The organism is uncultured Deefgea sp., assembly GCF_947072475.1.
In the GTDB taxonomy this organism is placed as follows: domain Bacteria; phylum Pseudomonadota; class Gammaproteobacteria; order Burkholderiales; family Chitinibacteraceae; genus Deefgea.
This window is the reverse complement of sequence record NZ_CAMTIA010000011.1, coordinates 44,447-70,844: the sequence shown is the minus strand read 5'-3', so window position 1 is coordinate 70,844 and position 26,398 is coordinate 44,447. Positions and strand designations below refer to the sequence as shown.

Below are 26,398 nucleotides of genomic sequence, written 5' to 3'. Positions count from 1 at the left end.
CAACCGGCCTAAATCAGCAAACAGCGCATCAACAGCAAAAAAAACGACGAAAAAAAAGAGGCTGACGCCTCTTTGATTTTTTGAATCATGCTTGGATATTTAAACCGAGAATGACGATCCACAGCCGCAAGTAGACTGAGCATTCGGGTTTTTAATCGTAAATTGCGAGCCTTCAATGCTTTCAACGTAATCAATTTCAGCGCCGACCAAATATTGATAGCTCATTGGATCAACCAATAAGGTCACGCCATTTTTAGTAATCGGCGTGTCGTCTTCATTGACGATTTCGTCAAAAGTAAAGCCATATTGAAAGCCTGAGCAGCCACCGCCCGTCACAAAGACGCGCAATTTCAAATCTGGATTACCTTCTTCCAAAATCAATTCATTGACTTTACTCGCCGCATTATCGCTAAAGACAAAAGGAAGTGGCATCTCGGTTTCAGTGGTCATAACAGCTCCGCCCATAATAGTTGACTAAATTGATAGGGTATATTATCCACGTCTGGCCCAGCAAGGTCAATCACTCTACCTTGCTGTCCGCTACACGTGGCAGATCATCAATGGCCATCTCTTCACGCTGGCCATTGTGCACATGAATTAAGCGTCCATCGACAATCGCACCAGGATGCATTTCTAGCGTTTTATACGCTAAATCACCGCGAATTCGCGATTTACTCTGCAATTCAACATAGTGACTGACTTCAATGGGTCCGCAGATTTCGCCATTTAAAATCAAGTGCGAGCACACTACTTTGCCTTCAATTTTGGCCTTATCACTCACCACCAAAGTGCCGTTTTTTTCATCGGTCATGCTGACATCTCCGATAATGGCACCGTCTAAACGCAGGCCACCGGCAAACTTCACATGCCCAGTCACCGTCGTACCTTGACCAATTAGGCTATCAATTTTGGTGCTGCCTTTTTTCTTATTAAACACACTTATCCCCTTAGATTTTTTTTTGGCAACTGGCTAATACTTTACTGCCTTGTGGCTCAACAAAACGAGCTTCCATTACCAATGGGCCCGCGGCACCTGCGGGTAATTCAAATTCACCTTCGGCACGATGATAATGCGCCACCGCAATCGGCGCGCCTTGAGTCTTTGCCGTCAACTGCTGTTTTTTACCGCCCAGCTGATATTGCACACTGACGAGTAAACGCCCAGCCAGTTCGGTTGTTTTATCGGTTCCTTGCACTAATAACAAACGATAGCGCAGTCGATCAACGCTACTGGTTTGCAATTCACAAGCCACAAAACTGGCCGAGCGATTTCTATCATTGCTTTGCAATAAAGACTCAAAAAACGATAAGGTTTCTCGCGTAATGGCGAAGTCTTGCTGCAAAGCCGTCAGCTCACGCTTGAGCGCATCTCGCTCAGCGCCCACAACGGTGAGCTGTTGCGAGACTAATGCTTGGCTTTTTTGCACAGCATCAACTTGTTGCTGCAAACTTTGTACTTGATTTTTCTGCCGAGCAAAATGGCTCGACTCCCATTTCTCTTTGCGGTATTCGCCCAGCTGCATTCCAGCATAAAGCGCACCCAGCAATACCCCCATGAGTAGCGCAATACGAAAAAACTTGGCTTTGAGACTAAGCTGAGGGCGCAGCGACAAAGGCGTCGCAGTCATGCGCGCCCTTTGTGAACGATAGAGGCGTTTAATCGGCATTCTTTAAGGCAACAACGGCACAATATCAAGACCATGCTGTTCAGGCAGACCAAACATCAAGTTCATCACCTGCACTGATTGCCCTGAAGCGCCTTTAACCAGATTGTCTTCTACCACCAGTATCACCAGCAAATCGCCGTTACCCGGGCGGTGCACCGCAATACGTGCCGTATTACTACCACGTACCGAGCGAGTTTCTGGGCAAGAGCCGGCTGGCATCACGTCAACAAACGGCTCAGCCGCAAATCGCTCTTCGAATAATTTTTGCACATCGGCCGCTTTGCCAGCCTCAGTTAAGCGCGCATAAATCGTCGAATGAATACCACGAATCATCGGCGTAAGATGCGGCACAAAGGTCAACTCAACTGGAGCGCCATGAATTGCCGACAGTCCTTGCATGATTTCGGGCGAGTGGCGATGACCTTTTACTGCATAGGCTTTGAAATTATCGCTACTTTCGGCAAATAAAGTACCCACTTCGGCCTTACGCCCGGCACCAGAAACCCCCGATTTGCAATCAGCGATAATGCCACTGGTTTCGATCAATTGCAGACCATTTTCAATCAGCGGCAATAAACCGAGTTGCACCGACGTTGGATAGCAGCCTGCCATACCAATCAAACGTGCTTTTTGGATGGCCGCGCGATTCACTTCTGGCAAACCGTACACCGCTTCAGCGAGTAAATCGGTACAGCTGTGTTCCATCGCATACCACTGCGTAAATTCAGCAGGATCTTTGAGTCGAAAATCGGCTGCCAAATCGATGACTTTAACGCCCGCATCGAGTAATTCACGCGCTTGCGCCATCGCCACACCGTGCGGCGTTGCAAAGAAAACCACGTCGCACTCGGTGAGTTTGGCATTCTCAGGCGTAGAAAAAGCAATCTCAACATGGCCGCGTAGGCTAGGGAACATTTCAGATACTTTCATTCCGGCTTCTTTACGCGAAGTCACCGCTTTCAGCTCGACATCAGGATGGCGCGATAATAAACGCAGCAATTCAACCCCTGTGTACCCAGTACCACCAACAATCCCAACCTTGATCATGCTCTTTTCCCTGTTCAAATTATCACCGCGATAATAAAACAAAATACCAGGGAGTGGGGAATAGGGAAGAAAGAATAAGTAAGAAAAACCATTCTCTGACGACGACTCTCCAGGTCGACAGACGTAAAAAAGCCACCCCGCAGGATGGCTCTTTGATCCAAACAATCTGTAAACGAATTAACGCTTAGAGAATTGTTTACGACGACGTGCGCCGCGTAGACCGACTTTCTTACGTTCAACTTCACGAGCGTCACGAGTAACCAGACCAGCTGATTTCAGAGTTGGCTTCAACGCTGCATCATACTGAATCAAGGCACGAGTGATACCGTGACGAATCGCGCCAGCTTGGCCTGATTCACCACCGCCAACGACGTTAACCATAATATCGAAACCTTCAAGATTGCTAGTCAACACGAGTGGTTGACGAACGATCATACGACCAGTTTCACGAGCAAAGTATTGGTCCAATGCTTTACCGTTAACGATAATTTGGCCAGTACCTTTTGCCAAGAACACACGAGCTACAGAGCTCTTGCGGCGGCCAGTACCATAATTGTATTTACCTACCATGATGCAATTCCTTTAAGTTTTGCGATCGCTTAGAGAGCAAGAGTTTTAGGTTCTTGCGCAGTGTGCGGATGTTCGCCACCGGCATAAACTTTCATTTTCTTGATCATTGCGTAGCCCAATGGGCCTTTTGGTAACATGCCTTTAACAGCAAATTCCAACGCACGGCCAGGAAATTTCGTTTGCATTTCAGTGAAGGTACGCTCGTAAATACCGCCTGGGTGACCAGTATGGCGGTAATAAATCTTACCAGTTGCTTTATCGCCAGTAACGCGGATCTTGTCTGCGTTTACCACAACGATGTAGTCGCCGGTATCGACGTGCGGAGTGAATTCAGCTTTATGTTTGCCACGCAGGCGTTTGGCGATCTCGGCAGCGAGACGGCCCAGCACTAAGTCTGTGGCGTCCACAACGAACCACTCGCGCTTCACCTCGTGCGGCTTGGCAGAAAAGGTTTTCATGACTGCTAGTCCACGTTTTTGAATTTGAGAAAGTCGCGGATTGTAGCTGGTTAAATGCCACTCTGTCAAATGCATTTGCAAACAGATTCTAATCCGAGACAAAAAAAACGCAATCAAGGCATGCCTAGATTGCGCGAAATCCTACCAAATAAATGGAGGATGGAGGAGACGACATCGAGCAAAGCCCAATGTCATTGCCGATTATCACAGAAATTTAGGTGTAAGACAACCAAGTTGTCGGCACTGCGACCAATGGTTACAAGCCAAATAGGCTGAATCAATTTAACCATAGCGCCATCGCGTCATCCGCCTTTCCCCGTTAGAATAGTGACCGATATTCCATCGTATTGCCTTAATCTAAGGACCAGTGAATTATGAAAGTACGCATTAAATGGGTCGAAGAAGTGAGTTTTTTAGCGCAGTCCGAATCTGGCCATGCGGTGCTGATGGATGGCCCACCTGAAGGCGGTGGGCGTAACCTCGGACCACGGCCGATGGAGATGCTGCTGATGGGTATGGCAGGCTGCTCTAGTTATGATGTCATCCACATCCTTAAAAAAGGCCGTGCTGACGTGAGAGACTGCGTGCTTGAAGTCGATGCAGAGCGCGCTGCAACCGACCCTAAGGTTTTCACCAAGATTCATTTACATTTCATTGTGACCGGCAAAGCACTTAAAGCAGAAGCCGTTGAACGGGCGATTAAGTTGTCGGCAGAAAAATACTGCTCTGCGTCGATTATGCTTGGCCAAGTCGTCCCCATTACGCACGATTTCAGCGTGCTTGAAGCCGATTAACTCGCTGGTTTAACGCAATAAAAAACGGCAAGAAAGCGATTCTTGCCGTTTTTTTAATGCCGATGAGACCTTTATTTTGTTGAATCTAATAATTTCTAATGCGCAGCGACTGCTTGACGGCGAAAAATCCATGCATACGGCAAGCCAATAAATAAAGCCCCCCCCACAATATTACCGAGTGTTGCGGGCAATAAATTATGCAGCAAGAAATCACCCCAGCTGGCATCCAGTCCGAGCAACATTGCTGCAGGGATAAAGAACATATTTGCAATACTATGCTCCATGCCCAGCGCAACAAAGGCCATGACTGGCAACCAAATCCCCATCATGCGCCCTAGCGTATCTTTGGCTGAATAGCCTTGCCAAGCGGCCACACACACCAAAACATTCGCCAAAACACCTTTAAAAAAGGTGACCACAAACGGATTTTCTAATTTGTGATGTGCAATAGAGAGTAAATAGAGCGTTGCAGAATCATTGGGCTTAAAAATTCCCGTCATATAGGCAAAGGCCCAAGCCGTAAATAATGCGCCCATAAAATTGCCCAAATAAGAGAGGCACCACACCCTAGCCACCGCTCGTTTGGCCAATAAATTGCGTTGCAATGGCACCATTTGTGTCGCGCAATTACTGGTAAATAGGTCTACCCCAGTCAACACCACAGCAATAAAGCCCAAAGGAAAAACCGCGCCAAATAATAATTTGCCTAAGCCAGGATTACTCTGCATCAACTCTGGCGACCCACCAGCCACATAAACCGCGAGCAAAGCCCCCAGAGAAATAAACATCCCGCCGATAATGGCCATGACTGCCAATCGTGAACAAGGCAACGCTGATTTTTCTAAAGCACTGTGTTCTACATAATCAACAATGGCAGAAGGAGCTAACATCCCATTCATATCAAGGCCTGTATTTCTATTATTTAGATGGCGCTATTTTATAACGTGCATACCCACAACAAGCGGCAGTATCGCCATGGCATTGGTATTTAATACGACAAGTCTGATCTGGCGCAAAGTTCTAGCGGATCATGTCAGCCGCCGCAATGCTCACAATATGCTATTTAATTTTTAAACTCGGTTAAAAACGATAACTCAGCTGCGTCATTACTTGAGAAGTTAACTGCATTAATTGTGGAACAGGTCGCGGCAAAGGGACTGCGCCCATTTGATCGGCCAGCTCAGCATGGCTCATTTCGTCCAAATACATTTGTGCCACAATGGCTCGGCTTTTTTCATCCGCCTCGGGCAATTCATTAAGATGACTTTGCAAATGTGCGCCAACCTGCCGCTCCGTTTCGGCCAAAAAGCCCAAATTCCATTTATCACCAATCACCCCGGCGGCGACGCCCATCGCCAAAGAGCCGGCATACCACAATGGATTAAGCACACTGCGATGACTACCGAGCTCAGCCAAACGACGCTGAGTCCAAGCTAAATGCTCCACCTCCTCATCGGCGGCGTGGCGTAATGCTTGCCGTGCTGCGGGGTCTCTGGCAGTCAACGCTTGTCCTTGATACAGCGCTTGCGCGCACACTTCGCCACAATGATTCACCCGCATCAATCCTGCTGCGTGCGCTTTTTCTGCGCTACTCATTGCTGCATCGTCAATTTTGGCATCCGGATGAGCCCGAGCACTCACCGCTGGCGCGGCTAAAGTACGCAACACCGTATCAAATTCAGTAATAAATTGGTCCAAAGAAGGTAATTTCAGCATCATCAGTTCTCCTTAAGCTGGCAATTCTACACTGTGCACATGTTATGATTACGAGATTGTATTTTTACCTCCAATTTGCAGGAATTTTCATGAAACGCTTCGTTATCGCTGCCGCTTTAGCACTGTCAAGCTTGACCGTCATCGCCGCCAATCCGCAAGTCGAGCTCAACACCAGCAAAGGTAAAATCATCGTTGAACTCTACCCAGAGCAAGCGCCGATCTCGGTGGCTAATTTTTTGCAATATGTAAAAAGCAAACATTATGACGGCACGGTTTTTCACCGCGTGGTGCCTGGCTTTGTAGTGCAAGGTGGCGGTTACGATGCCAAACAAGAACAAAAACCAACTAAAGCATCGATTCAAAATGAAGCCAAAATCACGGCTGAAAAAGGATTGAAAAATGACCGTGGTATGCTCGCCATGGCCAGAACCGGTCAGCCGCATTCGGCAACCAGCCAGTTTTATATCAATCTAAAAAACAATGACGCTTTAAACTACCCTTCATTTGATGGCTGGGGTTACGCGGTATTTGGTAAAGTATTAAGTGGTATGGACGTCGCAGATCAAATGGCAAAAGTCAATTTACTGCCTGGCGATACCCCAGCCGAGCCGATCATTTTAATCAGCGCCAAAGAATTAGCCGCCAAGCCAGAAAAAACCAGCGCTAGCAAAAGTAGCAACAGCAAATAATTTATATTTTTTCAAGGACCACACGAGATGACTAAAGTAAAACTCACCACCAGCATGGGCGATATTGTTTTAGAACTAAACGAAGAAAAAGCGCCGATTACGGTGGCTAACTTTATTCAATACGCCACTTCGGGTCACTACGACGGCACGATTTTTCATCGTGTTATCGATGGCTTTATGCTGCAAGGCGGTGGCTTTGAACCCGGTATGAAAGAAAAGAAAGACAAGCATCCAACCATTCAAAATGAAGCGGATAATGGTTTAAAAAACGACATTTACACCGTCGCAATGGCCCGCACGCCAGAACCGCATTCGGCGTCTTCACAGTTTTTCATCAATGCCGCTGACAATGATTTCTTAAATCATCGCAATAAAACAGCACAAGGCTGGGGCTATTCCGTATTTGGCGCAGTGATTGAAGGGCAAGACATCGTCGACAAAATCGAAAAAGTGAAAACTGGCAGCAATGGTTTCCACCAAGATGTGCCAAAAACAGATGTAGTGATTTTGAGTGCCGAAGTGCTGGCCTAATTACTTTGACTCACGATCGATTTAATTTTAAGCGCAGCAAGTCTGCGCTTTTTTTATAATCAAACTACCAAGCCTATCGAATGACTCAAGCCACTTACTTTATCTCTGACCTACATTTATCCCCTAGCGACGCGCCAACGGTACAAGCGTATCAACAATTTATGCGCCAAATCGTCGCCAGCAAAGCCGAATATTTATATATTTTGGGGGATTTATTTGAGTACTGGTTGGGTGACGATCAACTCGACGAGCCTTTTTACGCTGAGCAAGTCGCTGAAATCGCGGCCGTTGCGCAAACTGGCGTCAAAGTTTTTTTTATGGCCGGTAATCGCGATTTACTCGTTGGCCGCCGATTTGCCAACAGTGCTCAACTCACCGTGTTGCCAGACCCCAGCTTGATATACCTACAAGGACAGGCGATTTTATTGGGCCACGGCGACCGTTACTGCACTGATGATATCGCCTACCAGCGCTATCGCCGGCTAACTCACAACCCGATTGTGCAATGGATTTGGCTGCATCTACCGAAAAAAATCCGTGATAAACAAATTGCCAACTTACGTTTGAAATCACAAAAATCAAATAAAAACAAAAACCGCACGATTATGGATGTCAATCTGGCCAGCATTGAAGCTGAATTACAGCGCAGTCCTGCGCAGGTACTGATTCATGGACACACCCATAGACCAGCGCAACATCAGCATCAAAACGGTGTTCGCTGGGTCATTCCAGACTGGAAAAAAGGCCATGGTGGCTACTTATTAAGCCAACATGGTCAAATCAGCCTGCATATGTATCCTGACTCCTAACTAATTAAGCAAAACAATTCACCGCCGCACAGACAAGCATTTGTTTTTACAACAAAACCCACTACTATTGGGGTTCGTTAACTTACTTCTTGCGCCATAAAAATGAAGTATATATGTAAAATACAAATTGCTTTTCTGTCATTATCATTGCTATCGCCAATAGCAAATGCTGAGAATACTTTGCGTATTTTGACTTGGCACGGTTATGCCGATCCCGATTGGGTTGCTGAATTTAAACAGAAGTACCATGCCAAAGTTGAGCTGACTTATATTTCAAGTGATGATGAACTCTGGGAAAAAATCACTCGCAAACAACAAAAAAATTATGACGTTTTTGCCGTCAATACCGCCGAATTACAGCGCTACATTGATCATAAGCTCGTCGCACCGATAAAAAAAAGTCAGATTCCCAATATCAACAATCAATTACCTCGATTTCGTAAAACTGAGCAAATTTCAGGTTTAAATAGAGATGGTAATTTATATGCAATTCCATTTACTTATTCAGAAATGGGGCTCATTTATGATAAAAAACAATTCAAGACGGCTCCCGTATCAATGAATGATCTATGGCAAACTCAATACCGTGGAAAAATCGTTCTCTACGATGGTAGCAATCATAATTTCAGCTTAACTGCACTCACATTGCAAGCCAACAATCCATTTAAACTCTCTGCCAATGAGATGAAACAAACCGTCGATAAATTACTTGTATTACGTCAACAAAACCCCATTTTTTACACCAGCCCAGAACAAGGCACGCAAGCTTTTATTAAAAACAAAGCCGCATTAATGTATGCCAATTATGGTCAGCAACAAGTTAAATTATTGCAACAAACGGGAGCAGATATTGGCTACGTTATTCCGCAAGAAGGCGTACTGGCATGGTTAGACTGCTGGGCAATCAGCAATACCACTAAAAACCGCCAGCTCGCCGAAAATTGGATTAACTACACTTTAGAAAAAACCGTCAGCCACACTTTAAGTCAAAGACAAGGTTTATCCAACACTTTAAATGGCGGCAACTTAAAAGACAGCGATAAAATTTTATGGCTAGAACCCTCTGAAAATTTTGCCCTTCGCAGCCAATATTGGGATCGAATTCGTGCAGGCAAAGCACGGCAAGAGAATCAACGACAATAAATTAAATAGCGATTTACCCTCAAATTCAATCGCATTAAATACACTCTAAAATTCGGATTATCTATTGAAAAAAAATCATATCATTGTGTAATTGATTCACAAGCCACAATAAAAAAGCCCACCATGGCGGTGGGCTCAGCAGCAAGCAGTGAATTTAAATATTGAGAGATCGTTGGCTCGTAAAGCATCTAAACCCTGATGGTATTTTGCTAGCAGAGAACGATATCAAACTAGTTTTAAATGACCGCTTAGTTAGCAAATGCCATCATTGAGGCGCGTGTCACCACCAGTAATTGATCCCCCGCTGCAGCTTGTGTTAGCCATTCTTTATTTGCAACCGGTACGGTAATAATTTTGCCAGCAAAATCTTTCACGCGCATCGTACCAGCGGCCACATTCACCCCCACAATATCATTGTAAACGGTGTGCGTTAGCGTCATGCCTGCGCCATCAACAGATAAGTCCTGTGTATTGGTATCAATCACTTTGCGAATACCTGCGGTGCCTTTTTGCAATACAAAAGCCATCGTTTCAGACCCCGTCACCGTTGCGGTATCATTGGGCTTTAAGGTATTCAGACGCGTGACCTTAGGATTAATATTGGTAAACTCTAGCATTTGCCCGTTTGGCATTTGGAGCACAACGCTGCGCGTTGCCAAATCGACAGATACCACCCGTGCCTCATCAATCTTACGTTCAGAAGTCGCCACGAGTAATTCATCTTGCCCAGTTGCGGCAATCGACGCCGTTCCGGCCATTAAACCCGCAGTGAGCAAGATAGAAGCAAGTAATTTAGTGCGCATAATTGATACCCCTAGATTTGTTTATTCAAACGATAAGCAAAAAGCAAATTATCACCCATCGAGGCTAACAAGCAGTGTCAGCAAAAAACCAGTCTAGCGCGAAATTGACAGGCTAGAAATAAATAATTTGCCTAATCAATATAATTGAAAAACCGGCAGAATCCAGCACAAACTTAGCTGGCCGCGAGTAAGACAACCGCCTGAGCCTCAACTGCTGCGCCCTCTCCCACCGGTCCGAGCTTTTCATACGTCTTGGCTTTCACGTTGACCAAAGCCACATCAATTTGCAAATCTTCGGCAATATTTACTCTCATTGCGGGGATGTGCGGGGCCATTTTTGGCTGCTGAATTAAGATCGACGCATCAATATTCGCCACTTTCCAGCCTAGTTCCGCCACTCGCCGCACAGCTTCACGCAATAAAACGCGGCTATCTGCGCCTTTAAATTCGCTGGCCGTATCGGGAAAATGCCGACCAATATCGCCCAAGCCCGCCGCGCCAAGAATCGCATCGGTAATCGCATGCAACAAAGCATCGGCATCTGAATGCCCCAGCAAGCCTTTCTCATACGGGATATGTACGCCGCCCAAAATTAAAGGACGATCGGCCACCATACGATGAACATCCCAGCCTTGGCCGATGCGAAAAGGTAAAGTCATTTTGAATTCTCCAGCGAAACGCTTGCCAACAAGCGCCATACAATAAAATTTACATTACAGCGGCAAGATCAACGGCTGACCTGTAGCAACAACCCCGCCAGCTGCAAATCCTGCGGATATGTCACTTTCAGATTCCATGGGCTGCCCATGATGAGTTTGGGTGAATGGCCGAGGCGTTCGAGCGCGCTGGCTTCGTCGGTGATCTCAGCAACGTGTTCGGGTAGCGCGTCTTGGAGTGCGGCGAGCAATGGGCCACGGCGGAACATTTGCGGCGTTTGTGCTTGCCAAAGTCCCGCACGCGGCGTGGTGCGGGCGATACGCGGTTCTTCTTGATGACCAAGGGATACTTTAAGGGTATCGGCCACTGGAACAGCTAAAATGCCGCCTACAGCGTCATACTCCAACTGAACAATCATGGCATCCACTTGTTGGCTGGTGATACAAGGACGGGCGGCGTCATGCACCAGCACCCACATATCGTCAGACGTCGCAAAACCCTGCGCTGGTTGACCCGCTTGAGGATGGTCAACGGGAGCAGCGGCAAGTGCCGTCAAACCATTCATCACCGATTCAGCGCGGCTAACGCCCCCCACGCGCAGCACCAGCAAGCGGGCCAACGACTCGCCCAGTAATGCGCCCCAATCGTAGCTTTCCCACCATTCATCTTCTGGCGAAATCACCACCACTACTTGGGCAATGCCCGCAGCACCGAGCAAGGCGCGCAGGGTGTGCGCGATCAAAGGCTGGCCAAGTAAATCTAAATATTGTTTCGGCGTCGCTGACGCCATCCGGCTGCCGCTCCCAGCAGCAGGAACCAAGGCGATGGCAGTCATTGCGCAGCCTCATTCATAGCTTCTTTTTCCGCGTCATCTTCTTGCGCATCGAGCGCGTTATACACTTCGGTGATCTCGACTTCTGGATGCGCGGCTTGCCAAGCATCGAGCACGTCAGCCAAGGCTTGATCATTGAGCGCCGCCACGCCCAGTTGGCGTTCAGGCTGCCAAGCGACTGTAGCTTCGCTCGCCGCATCGTGTGCGTGCTGCGTTTCTTCGCCACCCGCTGGGTGCTGCATTGGCATAAGATTCGCCCAATCTTCCAGCGCCATATCGCTATCTAGAACGAGCAGACCAAGGGTATTGGCCGCTAGCTCACTAGGTACAGTGGCTTCAATCACATACGTCGAGTAATTTGCGCGCTGCCAGAATTCTAGCCAATCAAAAACCGGAACATCTTTGCCATTGAGTTCACGCGTGCCACGCGGTGCGCCGTCAATCAGTACGATATCTTGGTAACGCACGCCACAATCAGGCATCGGGACGCTGACAATCTGTGCGCGCGCCGGATCAAGGCGATTGGCCCACAGCACCTCAACCTGATCGCCCTGCGTAATTCGTACCGGAATCAAGCCCAATTTTAAATCGGGCGTAGCATGCTCCACCGCATCCAATGGCAGCGTAATGCCAAAAAATTCCCACGCTTTGGCCGCCGTTGCCCAATCAGCAATCGCCGTTGCCGCGATACCCATATTCCACCATGCAGCTGCGTCTTCGGGGTTTAGCTCAGTCGTGCGGCGGTTGTAGCGCAGCGATTGAGCCCAGCGGCTTTGATATTTATACAGCAGCGCCAAATCGTAGTTCGTCACCGCGTCTTGCTCGTCAATCGCCAGCGCCGCCAAAAAATGCTGTTCGGCCAACGCTTCATCGTGCTCTTCCCACGCCGCGTGGGCGGCGGTTTTTAGTTCAGTGCTATTCATGCAAACGCTCATTGTGGATGGTCCTCGCTATTGGGTAACGCGGCGAGCGGCTCAATTTGACGCCACACGCAACTGCCCTTCACGGCTTTATCCAGCGCATCGAGATACTTTTGATGTAATGCCAGTTCTTCGCTACTGGCCTGCGTCACGATCAGCGGCAAGCTATTGCTGCGGCGGGCTAAATTACTGGCGTTTTCTTCTGCAGTTGGCGCGTAGTCGATCAACAGACTATCTTGGCCGCGCGTCATCGCCATATACACTTCGGCCAGCAATTCGCAGTCAATCAGCGCGCCGTGTAATGTTCGGCCAGAGCGATCGACGTCATAGCGATCACACAACGCATCTAGGCTATTGCGTTTACCCGGCCACAGATCTTTGGCCATTTTCAAGGTGTCGGTCACGCTAGCGACGTAATCACCTAACTTGCCACGGCCTAACTTGCCCAGCTCCATATTCAGATAGCCAACGTCAAACGGCGCGTTATGGATGATGATTTCGGCGTCTTTTACAAATTCCAGAAAATCATCGACGATTTGCCCGAACTTGGCTTTATCCGACAAAAATTGTGTGGTTAAACCATGGACATTCAAAGCGCCCTCTTCAGAGTCGCGGCCCGGATTGATGTAGCGATGAAAATGGCAGTCGGCTTTGGATAATTTACGATCGATCATTTCAACCGCAGCGATTTCCAAAATTCGGTTGCCGTCTTCAACGCGCAGACCTGTCGTCTCGGTATCGAGGAAAATTTGACGCATGATGATTCCCAACAAAACAATGGCGCTATTGTAACTGATGTTGATCACCGGCAAAAAACCGTCCACCGCGTGAAAAACCACGCGTTCTGCTTTTATGTCGACAACATCAAAACCTCACAACGCAGAGACACAGAGGCGCAGAGAACACCCATTCGGAACTAAAACCATCACCAACACGCTGATTAATACTGCGATTGGCTGATATTTTGCGCTGCGCCGATGCGTTGGACTTTCGATATTGAATGCCCAAGTTAACCACATATACTTGGCTTCGCTTTTTCTCACCAATTCGTTCAAATCATTTCGCCGCAGCGCCTGCGGCCAACTCGTCAGATAGAAAAAAAGCGCCAGCAGCGCGGGCGTCAAGCCGACGGGCTGGCGCTGTATCAAAGTATCACTTGAGGTACTGAGGGAGGGGCTTTACACCAGTGCGAGTTATTCAGCTAGCGACTCAACGCCGCGATTGGCCAATTGATCGGCGCGCTCATTGCCCGGATTACCGGCATGGCCTTTCACCCAACGCCACGCCACAGTATGCCGCGCCACTTGCGCGTCGAGCTGCTGCCACAAGTCTTCATTTTTAACAGCTTGTTTGGCGGCGGTTTTCCAGCCGTTTTTTTTCCAGCCATGAATCCACGTTTCAATGCCATTTTTAACGTATTGTGAGTCGGTATGGATGGTGACTTCACAGGTGCGGGTTAACGCCGCTAAAGCGCTAATCACCGCCAGTAACTCCATGCGGTTATTGGTGGTATGCGCTTCACCACCGAATAATTCTTTTTCATGCTCGCCAAAGCGCAAAAAAGCCCCCCAGCCGCCAGGACCGGGATTGCCTTTACAAGCGCCGTCGGTATAAATTTCTACCATGATGTTCTTCACTTTTGAGGTGACGCAATGCGTGTATCTGCACTGGTTTTAAGTTGGATATTGCCGCTCAGTTTAACCGCTGTTCCGCTGTATGCCGCGACTTTTTGTCCGTGGAAAATTCCCAGCGACAGCAAAACCGAGCGCTTAATCAATCTCACCGTGGTGCAATTTATTGATGTGAATGATGAAGAAGTCAAAATCGCTTTTGGCGGCGGCAACCTCGGCAGCGGCCATGATATTCGTTTAGCGACTAAAAATCGTGATGATGGCAATCAATTGATTAAATCGATGCAAAATGCGGCAAAACAGTGTGACAAATAAACCCGCCAATCAGAATTAAGCAGGTATACACTTGTAGACCATTAAATTAAAAGCCTACCAGCATATACCTTTAATAAGCGTTGGATTTTCTCTACTTACAACGATCTTTGCGGGCTTGCTGGCGGAGTTTTTCGATGGCCATTGCTGAGTTCGCGGTGGCGGTGGCAGTCCGCCATTGTGGTTCAATCAAATGCATGCCGCGAATCCGCTTGACTGCAGCAACACAATACACGCCACCGCCAGCTGGCCATAGTCGATCACCCGCTTGGTCGAGAAAACGGCTTTTTTCTAACCAACCAGCACGTTGCACCGGTGGCCGATAGCATAAATGCTCGTCTTGCAGCGTTTGAAAATCCAGCACGCTTAACCAATCTTTTAATTTGGGTAGCGCCACAAAATTGCCTTTCCACGGGATTTCTGAATTAGGTTTTAAGCGACGTAAACCCCACAAACTCCATGGATTAAACCCGGTAATCAATAAACGCCCCTCGGGGCGCAAGGCACGCTGACATTCGCGCAGCACGGCATGCGGATCCTGACAAAAATCCAGCACATGCGGTAAAGCAATCAAATCCAAGCTTTGCTCATCAAATGGCAAGGCTTGAACCGAGCATTTTAACTGCGTGCCAGCCGCTTCACCGGCTTGCAAACGCCAAGGCATGCGATTACTGCGTAAACAATCAATTTGTGGCAATTCAAGCTGCACCGCTTTGTAGCCAAAAATATCCACCACCGCGCGTTCAAACCAAGCCAGCTCGCTCATGGCGACATAACGCCCTAGCGGAGTGGCGAGCCAAGTAGCAAAATGATCAAACTCAGCATTCATTTTTTGATGCCCACAGGATTTAAATAAATAAAATGCTCAAACTACACTGCCTACCGATTCTGGATGACAACTATATCTGGCTGATCGAGCATCAACACCAAGTCATTGCCGTTGATCCAGGTCTTGCCGCCCCCTTGCAAGCATGGCTGGCCGCCCATCAAGCGCAATTAGCCGGCATACTGGTGACGCACCACCATCATGATCATACCGGAGGGTTGAGCGCATTCGCGGGCAGCGAGCTGCCCATTTACGGCCCAGTAGGCATCACTGGGGTGAATCATCCTTGCCACGATGGCGACACCCTCACTTTACTAGGCGAGCCGTTTCAAGTGATCGCTACGCCCGGCCACACCTTAGATCACTTAGCTTACTTTGGCGCTGGCCTCTTGTTTTGTGGCGATACTTTGTTTGCCGCTGGCTGTGGCCGACTGTTTGAAGGCCAACCGGCGCAATTATTTAATAGTCTACAACGACTAGCCCAGCTCCCTTTGCAAACGCAGGTTTGCTGTACCCACGAGTACACGCTCAGCAATCTACGCTTTGCACTGCATGTGCAAGCGCATAACAGCGCCTTGATACAGCGTCAGGCCATAGAAAGCGAAAAACGTTCCCAGCAACAAGCCACGTTACCCAGCACGATTGCGCTTGAATTGGCGACCAATCCTTATCTACGCTGCGCAGATGCTGATTTATTTGCGCAAGTTAAAGCCCATCAGCCAGAGATCACCACACCATTAGATTGCTTTACCGCACTGCGCCGCTGGAAAGATTCTTTCCGTTAATCCAATTTAAGCCGTTAACTCGTTGACACAGCAGGAAAGCCGACATTAGTATCGGCTCATTCATTTACTTTGGGGCTCAGCTTATGCTGCTGCGACTACCTGCGCTCATCCTGAGCGCTTTTTTAGCCACGCCGCTGCTTGCAGCCGATCCCAATACTCGCTTTGATTACACGCTCAACCAGCCAACAGCACCGATCAGCGCCGATACACAACGCGTGATGCAGGCTTTATTTAATAATCAGGTCATTCCAGCTGAAACCGATATTTGGGTCCGCGTTCGTAAAGGTTTTGCCATCCCCGATATTGACAGCCCCTTAGTCACAAAGTGGGAAAACTACTACGCCAGCCGACCTGACTACCTCAATCGCATTATTAGCCGCAGTACCCCGTATTTACACTTTGTGGTCGAAGAAGTCGAAAAGCGCGGCATGCCGATGGAAATGGCGCTCTTACCCATGATCGAATCGGCCTACAACCCTAAAGCGCTGTCTTCGGCGCAAGCGGCTGGCATGTGGCAATTTATTCCTGCCACGGGTAAGCGTTATGGTCTTGAGCGCACTTGGTGGTATGACGGCCGTCGTGACGTGGTAGCGGCAACTGGCGCGGCACTTTCTTATTTACAAGAAATTCACGGCCTATTTGATGATTGGCAACTGGCACTGGCATCGTATAACTGGGGTGAAAATGCCGTTCGCCGCGCAGTCGATCGCAATCAAGCTGCGGGCCTGAGCGCGGGCTATAGCGATTTAAGAATGCCCGACGAAACCCGTAACTACGTGCCCAAATTACTCGCCATCCGCAATATTATTGCCGACCCAGCCGCTTATGGCGTTGAACTCAAGCCGATGGCCAATCAAGCCTATTTCACCACTTTGCAACCGGGCAAGCACATGGATGTGTCCATTGCTGCGCAATTGGCCGAAATTAGCGTGGATGAATTGCTGCGCCTCAATCCTGGGTTTATCCGCCCAGTGATTGCCCACAAAGACGACCGACAATTAGTTTTACCGATTGCCAATAAAGCCATCTTTGAGCGCAACTTAGCGCAATACACCGAGCCACTGCTCAATTGGCAGCCTTACGTCACCAAAACCGGTGAACGCTTTGAAGATTTGGCCACCACCTTTGGCATTGCCGCCGCCGAATTACGCGATATGAATGACATTGCCAGCAAAGAAAACATGGCGCGGGGTCAAACGATTTTAGTGCCACGTCTTGCAGGGCTGGATATTTCCGAGCGACAAACCTTGGCGGCGCTACATAAAAATCGCGAATCCGACGCGATTGATACCGGCGCCAATGACCAGCCCAAAGCGCAACCGGTGTTAGCCAAAAACAGTAAAACCACCGAACATAAAGTCGCCAAAGGCGATACTTTATTTAATATCGCCAACCGCTATGGCTTAAGTTTGGCGCAATTAAAATCGCTCAATGGACAAAAAACCAACCATATTGCCATCGGCGATGCCTTGCTGGTGCAACGCCAGCAAACTACGCTGGCGGCCAAATCACCGAGCAAATACGTCGCTCAGCGCGGTGATACCTATAGCTCGATTGCGCGTAAATTTGACGTTGAGCTAGCGGATCTCAAAAAATGGAATCGGCAAAATTTAGTCCCCGGCATGAAAGTCGTGCTATCGCAAGCCAGCCGCTAAACCCCAAAGAAACGCAAAACACCTTCTGCGATGGATCCAGAAGGTGTTTTTTTTTGCACATAAATCAGTGCAATCGCGCCAAGAAAAGCTTAATCTATTTGGGTGATATCTCTTATTAAGAGGCTAGATCATGCCCAAGCTACTCGAAGATTGCATTCAACACGATATTGTTTTTAATCCCAGCGCAATCGAGCAAGCCAGCGCTGCAGCGCGCTTTTTGGCGCAACTCAATGGCATTCAAGCGCAAGCGTTCCCGGCAGAACACAAAATCACCATTCGCTACTCGCTGCGCGACTATGCCCTGCTGGATATTGAGCAACAACTGCAAAATGCCGGATTTGAGCTAGACACGCACTTTTGGCAAAAAATTAAACGCGAATTGGTGCATTACAGCGAAACCGTTCAACGCGATAATCTGGCCATGCCAGAGCACAATTTAAAATCGCCACAAATTTATATCCATGTTTGGGAAAAACACCCACATGGCGATCATGACGATACACCCGAAGAGCTACGGCGTTACCTTTAAAGATATCTCCGCGCTGACAGCCAGCTGAAACTACGTTACACAAACTATTACCGCAATAATCCCGAATAGAACGTGACGCGCTATAATCGGCGCTTACTCCTCTATCCGCTGCTGCCATGACTTTTTGCCCGACTCGTAGCGCCCAAATCGATCTCGACGACAACGCCCTACTGCGCTATAGCCGCCATATTTTGCTCGATGAGATCGGCATTGAAGGACAAACCGCGCTCAGCCAAGCGCATGTCTTAGTGATTGGCGCTGGCGGCTTAGGCTCGCCAGTGACACTGTATTTGGCCAGCGCCGGCATAGGCACACTCACCATTGTCGACGACGATCACATCGATTTGAGCAATTTGCAACGGCAAATCGTCCATAGCGAAGATCGTGTTGGCCAAAATAAAGCCCTCTCGGCCAAGCAAACCCTCGAAGCCCTCAATAGCCAAATTCGCATTATTGCGCTCAACGAGCGCGCCAGTAGCCAGCGCTTACTTGAATTAGTCTCTGCCGCAGATATTGTCGTGGATTGCTGCGATAATTTTGCCACCCGCCACGCGATTAATCGCGCCTGTGTCGCCAGCAAAACGCCCTTGGTGTCGGGTGCGGCGGTGCGTTTTGATGGGCAACTCACGGTATTTGATGCGCGAATCGATGGCGCGCCGTGTTATCACTGTTTGTTTGGTGAAGAAGGCGAAGCCAATGATGGCCCTTGCGCCACCTTTGGCGTCTTTGCCCCGCTGGTGGGGATTATCGGTGCCGCACAAGCCGCCGAAACGCTTAAAGTCTTAATGGGGCTAGGTGAAACCTTGATTGGCCGTTTGCAACTGTATGATGCCCGCACCGCTCGCTGGCGCGAAATGAAATACAAACAAGATCCGCTCTGCCCAGTGTGCGGTACTCAAGCATGAACGACAAGCCACGCCGCCCTTCACTGCAAGACGTTGCCGATTTAGTCAACACCTCCAAAATGACCATTAGCCGCTACTTGCGCTCTCCTGAGCAAGTCGCCCCACTCACGGCTGCACGAATCGCGCAAGCCATGCAAACGTTAGGCTATATTCCGAGTCGCGTTCCGGCGATGCTGTCGAACTCGCGCAGCCGAGCGATTGGCGTGCTATTGCCTTCGATGTCCAATCAGGTGTTTTCTGCCGTTGCCCATGGCATTGAACAAGTCAGCACACCGGCGGGCTATCACACTTTATACGGCCATTATGGTTACGAGCCCGAGCGTGAAGAACAACAAATCGAGCAATTACTGTCGTTTCATATTGATGGCTTAATTTTATCGGAATCCAATCACACGGCGCGAACCCGCAAAATGCTGGAAGTGGCTGCGATTCCAGTGGTGGAAATCATGGATTTACCCGCTCAGCCCATTGATTTAGCCGTTGGCCTAGATCACGCGGTGGCCGCCAAAGCCATGACCGAGGCAATGCTGGCGCACGGTTACCGGCGTATCGTGTATTTAGCTGCACGTATGGATACCCGCACTCAGCAGCGTAATGCCGGTTATGGCCAAGCCATGACCGCGCAGCAATTACAGCCACACACCATCCAAACCAGCGAATCATCAAGCTTTACTTTAGGCGCCCGCTTAATTCGCCAAGCCTTACTCGAAGTGCCTGATCTGGATGGCGTTTTTTGTACCAATGATGACATTGCCGCCGGTGCACTACTGGAATTGCAAAGCATGGGCCGGCGTATTCCAGAAGAGATTGGCATTGCTGGTGTAAACCAGCTGGATATTGGCTTGGCACTCAAACCCCAGCTGGCCAGCATCGTGACCCCACGCGAAGCCATTGGTCGACATGCCGCCGAGCGCCTCATTGGCCGCATCAACGGTCAGCATTATCCTGAACGTACTCTGGATCTTGGTTTTGATCTTTTTCTGGGTGCCAGTATTTTAAAACACGCCAAATCAAACGTATAGCTCAGATACCCACCTAACGTATTGACTTGTAAGCCTTTAGCTTACTAGCGCCGATGCACATACATTGCGTAGTAAATATTCACTCGACTACGTAAGTGTAATCCCTAGGTCAAAACAGCCCTTAAAGCCCCGTCAACACTTGAGCGAAGATAAAAATAAAGGCAAGATGTTACCGAAAACATGTTACCAGTAACATCTTCAAATATTTCGATTGGAGTCGAAAAATGACAAGTACAAAAGTTTACGTTTTGATGGGTGTTTCAGGCTGTGGTAAAACGGCGGTCGCCAATCAACTCGCAAAAGATCTTAACGCCGCATTTTTAGACGGTGATTTTTTGCACCCACGCGCCAATATCGAAAAAATGGCTTCTGGCCAGCCGCTCAATGACGACGATCGTGCACCTTGGTTGGGTGCTGTCAATGATGCCGCTTTTGCCATGCAACGCACCAATCCAGTGTCGTTGATTGTTTGCTCGGCACTCAAAAAGTCTTACCGTGATCGTTTGCGCCAAGGTAATCCCAATCTCTCTTTCATCTTTTTAAAAGGTGATTACGAATTGATCGAACAACGTTTGATTGCGCGTCAAGGTCACTTCCAAAAGAGCGGCATGTTAGCCTCGCAATTTGCCACGCTAGAAGTACCCAGCGCCGACGAAAGCGATGTCATCGTGATTGATATCACACCGCCACTCGAAGCCGTAATTGCTGCGGCTCATCAAGCCATCGTGGCACAGGAGTAATCATGGATACGTTTACACTCATATTTACCTCGCTGGGCTCAGTGCTACTTTTGCTGTTCTTAGTGATGAAAGCCCGGATGCACGCCTTTGTTGCCTTGATGATTGTTTCCATCGGTGCCGGTATTTTCTCTGGCATGCCGGTCGATCAAATCGCCGATACCATGCAAAAAGGGATGGGCGGAACGCTCGGGTTCTTAGCGATTGTGGTCGCCTTGGGCGCGATGTTCGGCAAGATCTTGCATGAAACCGGTGCTTTGGACCAAATCGCGGTTAAATTACTCGACAAGTTTGGCCATAGCCGTGCCAACTATGCCCTGGGTATTGCCGGTTTGATTTGTACTTTGCCGCTGTTTTTTGACGTAGCGATTGTGTTATTGATTGGCGTGGTGTTTGCTGTGGCGCGCCGTACTGGCGGCAATGTGGTTCGTTTGGCGATTCCACTGTTTGCTGGGGTTGCCGGTTCTGCAGCCTTCTTATTGCCAGGCCCAACGGCAATGCTTTTAGCATCGCAAATGAAAGCTGATTTTGGCTGGATGATTTTGCTCGGTTTAGCTGCCGCCATTCCTGGCATGCTGCTCGCCGGTCCCCTATTTGGTAACTTTATTAGCAAGCACGTGCATTTGCCATTGCCCGATGACGTCAGTGAGCCAACCTTGGGCAAAAACCAAATGCCCTCATTTGGCTTTAGCTTGGCGCTGATTTTATTCCCGCTATTGTTGGTGGGTCTAAAAACCATCGTTGCGCGCTTTATTGATACCAGCGGCACTTTGCATCAATGGCTGCAATTAATTGGTCACCCATTCACTGCCATTTTATTGGCTTGTTTACTGGCGATCTACGGCTTGGCATTACGTCGAGGCATGAGCAAAGAAAAAGTCATGGAAGTGTGCAGTGCCGCCTTGCAACCAGCCGGTATCATTTTGCTGGTGACTGGCGCCGGCGGTGTGTTTAAACAAGTCTTGGTTGATTCGGGTGTGGGCCCAGCTTTGGGCGACGCCTTAATTGGCGCGGGTTTGCCGATTGCGATTGCTTGCTTTGTGCTCTCTGCAGCGGTACGTGTAATTCAAGGCTCGGCCACTGTGGCGTGTTTAACCACGGTTGGTTTGGTGTTACCAGTGATTGAAGCGTCGCAATTGGCTTATTCAGGCGCTCAATTGGCCGCCTTGTCGATCTGTATTGCAGGTGGTTCAATTGTCTTGAGCCATGTGAACGATTCAGGCTTTTGGCTCTATGGTAAGTTTACTGGCGCCAATGAAATGCAAACACTGAAAACTTGGTCTGTGATGGAAACCATCTTGGGGACCACCGGTGCCGTTGTCGGTATGATTGCGTTCTCAATGATGTAAGCCAGCGACTCACATCGCGCATTCATGCCCAACCCAGCGCTAATGCGGGGTTGGGCATGATGCTATTGGGCGAGGAATCGATACCGATCATCATAAAGCCCAATGGCCACGACGGCAAAAAACGACATCCGCAACGTATTCACGTTACAATTCGCGCAAATCAAATCAACGAGATGCCCAATGCGATGGACACTGTTTTTTGGCTTATTTCTGAGCAGTACTTTAGCCTTTGCCCAAACAATCAATGCGAATATCATTCTGACCATCACCGGAAAATCCACACAATCCGAGGTGCAGCTCACTGAAGCGATGCTGGCGGCGATGACGCAACAAATCTTCACTATGCCAACAGCATGGTATCCCACAGAGCAAACTTTTGAAGGTCCTTTACTCAGAGACGTTTTAAAACTCGCCGGCATCCAATCTGGCAATATCAAACTCAGATCACTCAATGATTACACCATTTCGATCCCCGTGAGCGATGCACTGCAATATGATGTGATTATCGCCAGAAAGCGCAATGGACAAAAAATGTCGATTCGAGATAAAGGTCCACTGTTTATTATTTATCCATTTCATCAACATGAAAATCTGCGCCGAACTGAATATTATCGACGCTGTAGCTGGCAATTACGCAGCATTGTTGCAGAGTAATCAATGACCCGATTTCGCATTATCTTAAGTTTAATTTGTCTCGTCTTACTGGCTAATTTTAGCTTGATGGTGCACTTTGAATTAAAACAAAAGCAAGAACTGAGTCGTACCAATCAATTGGGTTTAGACAATCAGCTTAGGCAGTTTTTTCAACTCAATAATGAATACCAACGTTTACGCGAAGCCGTAGAGCATGGCAACAAAGCGCAATTAGATGATATTCGGCTACGTTTTGATATTTACTACAGCCGAATTGATAGCATCGACAAAAATGAAGTTGAAAACTCCGCTTTTTTTAGCAACGCCCCTTTACAGCATCGCTATATCAACCCGCTAAAAACCTATATTGATAACGGCGCGAAACTACTCGAGCAAGACACCATCAGTCCGAGCGCATGGAAAGCATTTCAAGCGCAAACCTTGGCCCAACATACTGCCGTGAACGATTTGATTCAAGAAGCGCGCACGCAAGATACGCGGGCCATGGCGAAATATCAGCAAAATATTGCGCACTGGAGCGAATTGCGCATTATTTTGGCGGCGATTCAAGTGTTATTGCTGATTATTAGCGCTTCACTGGGCGTTTATGCGCTATGGCGCTCTGAGCAAAGCCGTAAACAACTAGCCGAAACAGCGCACTCTTTACAAGAGGCGCGGCAACAAGCCGATGTGGCCAATGCCGCTAAAAGCCAATTCTTAGCACACATTAGCCATGAAATTCGCACCCCACTCACTTCGATTCTTGGCTATACCGACCGCCTCTCACGCAAAAAAAATATTGCCGCAGAGGATCTAAAAGAAATCGGCTATATCGCCAATAGTGGCGCGCATTTATTAAGCCTATTAAATAATGTGCTGGATTTTTCTAAATCAGAACAAAATAAACTCTGTCTGCTCAATGAAGCGCTCAACTTAAAGCAGCTCAAACAAGAGCTAGAAACGATGTTTGAAATGATGGCGAATGCCAAATCAATTCAATTTAGCATCACCTTGGCCGATGATTTAGCCAATAACCTCAGTCTAGATGCGGGTAAATTTCGGCAAATTTTAATTAATTTAATTGGTAACTCACTTAAATTTACCGACTCAGGATCAATTACAGTTCATTTTTATGGGCAACAATTGCCGCAAGGCTATCAACTGAGTGCCGCAGTCAAAGACACCGGCTGTGGCATTAAAACCGCCGATCAAACGCGGATTTTCTTACCCTTTGAGCAAAGTGAATCTGGGCAGCTGGCGGGCGGAACAGGCCTCGGTCTGGCACTTAGCCATGATTTTGCCAGTTTGATGCAAGGCAATATTCGCTTTACCAGCCGAATTGGCCAAGGTAGTGAGTTTATTGTTAGCGTGAAAGCGCAAATGATTGCCGCACTTTTAGCGCCGACCCCCGAGCCAGTCCCCAGCAAAATCAGGCTAGATGGGCGCTCACTGGCCAATCGACTGATCTTAGTCGTTGAAGACCAAGCGGTTAATCGTGAAATGATCTGTGAAATCTTGCATGACTTTGGTGCTCGTACAGTGGAAGCGGCCAACGGCAAAGCCGGATTACAGCAGGTCGCGCTGCACCCTGACATTGACGACATCATCATGGACTACCAAATGCCAGAAATGAATGGCATGACCGCCGCCCGCCTTTTACGCGAACAGGGTTGGCTCAAGCCGATTTATCTGGTGTCTGCCAGTCCATTAAGTGAGCTGCAACAATCGCCAGACTTTGCCGCTTTTAGTGGCCATCTCAGAAAACCATTCAAAATCGACGACATCATTGGCTTACTCAATGGCCATTTTATTGACGATCAAGCCAAAGCCAGCGACTTATGCCTACTTGATGCGCCCACTGCGATGCTGCGGCTTGGTTTTTCTGCGCAACGATTTTGGAGCCTGTGTCACAAAGGTCTACTGCGACTCAAAGCACTTGAAACCGAATACCAAACGGCGATCGAGCAACACGCCAAACACGATGCAATACGCCACGCCCACAGCGCCAAGGGCATTGCCCAGCAAATTGGTGCCAATTTACTCGGGCAATATTGGGCGCAATTGGAAATCGAGCCAGACGCACACTCAATCCACACGCTGATTGAATTACGTCTTCGCACCGAACAAGCCGCACAAGAGCAAGCCACTAAGATTTGATTTTTAAACCCATAATCAGCAAATCACGCGCGATACCATCCAGCTCGGCCACGCCCGGCAAATGCCCCCACAGTATAAAACCCTGAGTTTCAAATAGGCGAATACTCGGGGTATTGTGCCCAAAGATAAATCCAAGCAGGGTATGTAGACCAATACCTGCTGAATATTCAATTGCGGCCTGCAATAAAAATCGCCCCAAGCCTTGCCCACGGGCCGACTCGGCTAAATAAATACTCACCTCAGCCGTACCGTGGTAAGCGGGTCGCCCATAAAAGCTAGAGAACGACAGCCACGCAATAATCTGCCCTGCTTGCTCGACCACCCATAGCGGACGATCGGCTTGCTGATGTGCCGCAAACCATGCTTGTCGACTCGCCACTGTGACCGGCTCGGTATCGGCAGTCACTTGCCGCGAGGCAATGGTGGAATTATAGATGGCGACAATCTGCGCCAAATCATCCGCCACCGCTAAGCGATAATCCCAAATCAAAATAATGCTCCTATAAAAACGCTGCCGTGCGCTGCAAACCGCCCGACAAAACCAAACATTGACACTAACCCATCACTGGAGCATACCAGACAAGGAGCCCCGCTTTGGCGCGGTAACGTTTGGTTTTTTGCAGCCTATTTATAAGCCTTTAGGGGCAATATTCTTAATCGTCGCCCATTCTCCGGTGGCAACTTTTAAATTGGATGACACATCCACTAGCCAGCTTTTTTGTACTTCTTTCGTTTGCAGTACAAATAAATAGCCATCAACAATCCGCCATGCCATTGGATCGCTATCGAGCTTTTTACTTTTTGCCACGCCCATCGCGCAAAATCCGCCAAATTTAGGCGCAAATTGGCTGGCATTGGCTTTGAATTTGGCCATATTTTCTTTGCTAGCAAAGTAATAAGTGCCACCTTCATAGCTCACGCTATAGTCTTTATTACCCAGCATCGGCCGGCCGCTAAAATAAGACACCGGATCGTAGCCATCTAAGACCAAGCCTTTGTCATTCAAATTCACAGGGCGATTGGAACTGGCATCAAAAGCAGCCACAGAAAGCGATAAGCCCATCAAAATAGCCAAGGCAGTAGAACGGATTAAGACTGAAGCCATATAGAATCCTTACGAATTACGGGTACATGAAACTGACGGCGGCAATTAGGCCAGAGTCATGTAGTTAGCGTCAATCCGAATACAAAACACGGCGTAGAAACCACACACTTCTTACT

Annotated in this window: 32 protein-coding genes; 15 read left to right on the top strand and 17 right to left on the bottom strand. The window is 48.4% G+C overall.

Translation table 11 applies throughout. The annotated features are described in order from the left end of the window. Positions 1-99: 99 nt before the first annotated feature. The 6 genes from erpA to rplM form a co-directional block, all read right to left on the bottom strand. Entirely contained in the window at positions 100-432 is a 333-nt protein-coding gene (erpA, locus tag Q0V82_RS06025; protein WP_374758528.1) for an iron-sulfur cluster insertion protein ErpA, read from the bottom strand. A gap of 88 nt (positions 433-520) precedes the next feature. Continuing rightward, the gene (locus Q0V82_RS06020) at positions 521-937 is read right to left on the bottom strand and encodes a polymer-forming cytoskeletal protein (protein ID WP_297573576.1); all 417 of its coding nucleotides are present in this window, start codon (positions 935-937) and stop codon (positions 521-523) included. A gap of 10 nt (positions 938-947) precedes the next feature. Beyond that, positions 948-1,628, bottom strand: coding sequence for a DUF6776 family protein (locus Q0V82_RS06015; RefSeq protein WP_297573573.1), 681 nt, complete (start codon positions 1,626-1,628; stop codon positions 948-950). Between the two features lie 42 nt (positions 1,629-1,670). Then, complete coding sequence (gene argC / locus Q0V82_RS06010) at positions 1,671-2,714, bottom strand: N-acetyl-gamma-glutamyl-phosphate reductase (RefSeq protein ID WP_297573570.1); 1,044 nt, start codon at positions 2,712-2,714, stop codon at positions 1,671-1,673. Positions 2,715-2,891: 177 nt separating this feature from the next. Then, positions 2,892-3,284: a 30S ribosomal protein S9 gene (gene rpsI / locus Q0V82_RS06005; RefSeq protein WP_297573567.1), complete on the bottom strand. Its 393-nt coding sequence runs from the start codon at positions 3,282-3,284 to the stop codon at positions 2,892-2,894. 29 nt (positions 3,285-3,313) lie between these two features. After that, entirely contained in the window at positions 3,314-3,742 is a 429-nt protein-coding gene (gene rplM, locus Q0V82_RS06000) for a 50S ribosomal protein L13 (RefSeq protein WP_297573564.1), read from the bottom strand. A 374-nt stretch (positions 3,743-4,116) separates the two neighbouring features. Between rplM and Q0V82_RS05995 the strand changes: the two genes are divergently transcribed. Then, the gene (locus tag Q0V82_RS05995; RefSeq protein WP_297573561.1) at positions 4,117-4,536 is read left to right on the top strand and encodes an OsmC family protein; all 420 of its coding nucleotides are present in this window, start codon (positions 4,117-4,119) and stop codon (positions 4,534-4,536) included. Positions 4,537-4,631: 95 nt separating this feature from the next. Here Q0V82_RS05995 and Q0V82_RS05990 read toward each other — a convergent pair whose 3' ends face one another. Both Q0V82_RS05990 and coq7 read right to left on the bottom strand, forming a co-directional pair. Beyond that, positions 4,632-5,426 (bottom strand): formate/nitrite transporter family protein, encoded by a 795-nt coding sequence (locus Q0V82_RS05990; protein WP_297573558.1) that lies wholly within the window; start codon positions 5,424-5,426, stop codon positions 4,632-4,634. A gap of 190 nt (positions 5,427-5,616) precedes the next feature. Next, positions 5,617-6,252, bottom strand: coding sequence for a 2-polyprenyl-3-methyl-6-methoxy-1,4-benzoquinone monooxygenase (gene coq7, locus Q0V82_RS05985; protein ID WP_297573603.1), 636 nt, complete (start codon positions 6,250-6,252; stop codon positions 5,617-5,619). Positions 6,253-6,341: 89 nt separating this feature from the next. Here coq7 and Q0V82_RS05980 point away from each other — a divergent pair, with 89 nt between their 5' ends. From Q0V82_RS05980 to Q0V82_RS05965, 4 genes are all read left to right on the top strand, one after another. Next, positions 6,342-6,941 (top strand): peptidylprolyl isomerase, encoded by a 600-nt coding sequence (locus Q0V82_RS05980; RefSeq protein ID WP_297573555.1) that lies wholly within the window; start codon positions 6,342-6,344, stop codon positions 6,939-6,941. 27 nt (positions 6,942-6,968) lie between these two features. Continuing rightward, complete coding sequence (locus Q0V82_RS05975; protein WP_297573552.1) at positions 6,969-7,472, top strand: peptidylprolyl isomerase; 504 nt, start codon at positions 6,969-6,971, stop codon at positions 7,470-7,472. 80 nt (positions 7,473-7,552) lie between these two features. Next, positions 7,553-8,281 (top strand): UDP-2,3-diacylglucosamine diphosphatase, encoded by a 729-nt coding sequence (locus Q0V82_RS05970; protein WP_297573549.1) that lies wholly within the window; start codon positions 7,553-7,555, stop codon positions 8,279-8,281. Positions 8,282-8,461: 180 nt separating this feature from the next. Further along, the gene (locus Q0V82_RS05965) at positions 8,462-9,424 is read left to right on the top strand and encodes an extracellular solute-binding protein (RefSeq protein ID WP_297573547.1); all 963 of its coding nucleotides are present in this window, start codon (positions 8,462-8,464) and stop codon (positions 9,422-9,424) included. A 248-nt stretch (positions 9,425-9,672) separates the two neighbouring features. On the opposite strand, the gene Q0V82_RS05960 is transcribed toward Q0V82_RS05965, so the two are convergent. From Q0V82_RS05960 to rnhA, 6 genes are all read right to left on the bottom strand, one after another. Next, positions 9,673-10,227 (bottom strand): hypothetical protein, encoded by a 555-nt coding sequence (locus Q0V82_RS05960; RefSeq protein ID WP_297573544.1) that lies wholly within the window; start codon positions 10,225-10,227, stop codon positions 9,673-9,675. 173 nt (positions 10,228-10,400) lie between these two features. Continuing rightward, positions 10,401-10,886, bottom strand: a complete 486-nt coding sequence (ispF, locus tag Q0V82_RS05955) for a 2-C-methyl-D-erythritol 2,4-cyclodiphosphate synthase (protein WP_297573540.1) — start codon at positions 10,884-10,886, stop codon at positions 10,401-10,403. Between the two features lie 68 nt (positions 10,887-10,954). Then, positions 10,955-11,719, bottom strand: a complete 765-nt coding sequence (gene ispD / locus Q0V82_RS05950; RefSeq protein ID WP_297573537.1) for a 2-C-methyl-D-erythritol 4-phosphate cytidylyltransferase — start codon at positions 11,717-11,719, stop codon at positions 10,955-10,957. Continuing rightward, positions 11,716-12,639: a hypothetical protein gene (locus Q0V82_RS05945; RefSeq protein WP_297573535.1), complete on the bottom strand. Its 924-nt coding sequence runs from the start codon at positions 12,637-12,639 to the stop codon at positions 11,716-11,718. Before Q0V82_RS05945 ends, ispD begins: the two co-directional genes overlap by 4 nt. A gap of 8 nt (positions 12,640-12,647) precedes the next feature. Continuing rightward, the gene (gene dnaQ / locus Q0V82_RS05940; protein ID WP_297573533.1) at positions 12,648-13,394 is read right to left on the bottom strand and encodes a DNA polymerase III subunit epsilon; all 747 of its coding nucleotides are present in this window, start codon (positions 13,392-13,394) and stop codon (positions 12,648-12,650) included. A 435-nt stretch (positions 13,395-13,829) separates the two neighbouring features. Further along, positions 13,830-14,261 (bottom strand): ribonuclease HI, encoded by a 432-nt coding sequence (gene rnhA / locus Q0V82_RS05935; RefSeq protein WP_297573530.1) that lies wholly within the window; start codon positions 14,259-14,261, stop codon positions 13,830-13,832. A 27-nt stretch (positions 14,262-14,288) separates the two neighbouring features. Between rnhA and Q0V82_RS05930 the strand changes: the two genes are divergently transcribed. Next, on the top strand, positions 14,289-14,582 hold the full coding sequence (locus Q0V82_RS05930) for a hypothetical protein (RefSeq protein WP_297573528.1): 294 nt from the start codon (positions 14,289-14,291) through the stop codon (positions 14,580-14,582). A 91-nt stretch (positions 14,583-14,673) separates the two neighbouring features. Here the strand turns inward: Q0V82_RS05930 and Q0V82_RS05925 are convergent, their stop codons facing one another. After that, on the bottom strand, positions 14,674-15,408 hold the full coding sequence (locus Q0V82_RS05925) for a class I SAM-dependent methyltransferase (RefSeq protein WP_297573526.1): 735 nt from the start codon (positions 15,406-15,408) through the stop codon (positions 14,674-14,676). Between the two features lie 32 nt (positions 15,409-15,440). Here Q0V82_RS05925 and gloB point away from each other — a divergent pair, with 32 nt between their 5' ends. The 9 genes from gloB (at position 15,441) to Q0V82_RS05880 (ending at position 25,177) form a co-directional block, all read left to right on the top strand. Next, positions 15,441-16,190, top strand: coding sequence for a hydroxyacylglutathione hydrolase (gene gloB / locus Q0V82_RS05920; protein ID WP_297573523.1), 750 nt, complete (start codon positions 15,441-15,443; stop codon positions 16,188-16,190). Between the two features lie 83 nt (positions 16,191-16,273). Next, a complete protein-coding gene (locus Q0V82_RS05915; protein ID WP_297573520.1) occupies positions 16,274-17,845 on the top strand; it encodes a LysM peptidoglycan-binding domain-containing protein in 1,572 nt (523 codons plus the stop codon). 130 nt (positions 17,846-17,975) lie between these two features. After that, on the top strand, positions 17,976-18,374 hold the full coding sequence (locus Q0V82_RS05910) for a hypothetical protein (protein WP_297573517.1): 399 nt from the start codon (positions 17,976-17,978) through the stop codon (positions 18,372-18,374). Between the two features lie 116 nt (positions 18,375-18,490). After that, entirely contained in the window at positions 18,491-19,279 is a 789-nt protein-coding gene (locus Q0V82_RS05905; RefSeq protein ID WP_297573514.1) for a molybdopterin-synthase adenylyltransferase MoeB, read from the top strand. Beyond that, the gene (locus Q0V82_RS05900; protein WP_297573511.1) at positions 19,276-20,301 is read left to right on the top strand and encodes a substrate-binding domain-containing protein; all 1,026 of its coding nucleotides are present in this window, start codon (positions 19,276-19,278) and stop codon (positions 20,299-20,301) included. Before Q0V82_RS05905 ends, Q0V82_RS05900 begins: the two co-directional genes overlap by 4 nt. A 224-nt stretch (positions 20,302-20,525) precedes the next feature. Then, on the top strand, positions 20,526-21,041 hold the full coding sequence (gene gntK, locus Q0V82_RS05895; protein ID WP_297573508.1) for a gluconokinase: 516 nt from the start codon (positions 20,526-20,528) through the stop codon (positions 21,039-21,041). 2 nt (positions 21,042-21,043) lie between these two features. Continuing rightward, complete coding sequence (gene gntU, locus Q0V82_RS05890; RefSeq protein WP_297573506.1) at positions 21,044-22,387, top strand: gluconate transporter; 1,344 nt, start codon at positions 21,044-21,046, stop codon at positions 22,385-22,387. 180 nt (positions 22,388-22,567) lie between these two features. Beyond that, a complete protein-coding gene (locus Q0V82_RS05885; protein WP_297573504.1) occupies positions 22,568-23,041 on the top strand; it encodes a molybdopterin-dependent oxidoreductase in 474 nt (157 codons plus the stop codon). 3 nt (positions 23,042-23,044) lie between these two features. Next, a complete protein-coding gene (locus tag Q0V82_RS05880; RefSeq protein WP_297573501.1) occupies positions 23,045-25,177 on the top strand; it encodes an ATP-binding protein in 2,133 nt (710 codons plus the stop codon). Here Q0V82_RS05880 and Q0V82_RS05875 read toward each other — a convergent pair. Together Q0V82_RS05875 and Q0V82_RS05870 are read right to left on the bottom strand one after the other, a co-directional pair. After that, positions 25,167-25,667 (bottom strand): GNAT family N-acetyltransferase, encoded by a 501-nt coding sequence (locus Q0V82_RS05875; protein ID WP_297573498.1) that lies wholly within the window; start codon positions 25,665-25,667, stop codon positions 25,167-25,169. The two genes, Q0V82_RS05880 and Q0V82_RS05875, sit on opposite strands and share 11 nt — an antisense overlap. Before the next feature lie 138 nt (positions 25,668-25,805). Then, on the bottom strand, positions 25,806-26,282 hold the full coding sequence (locus tag Q0V82_RS05870; RefSeq protein ID WP_297573495.1) for a YHS domain-containing (seleno)protein: 477 nt from the start codon (positions 26,280-26,282) through the stop codon (positions 25,806-25,808). Positions 26,283-26,398 lie beyond the last annotated feature (116 nt).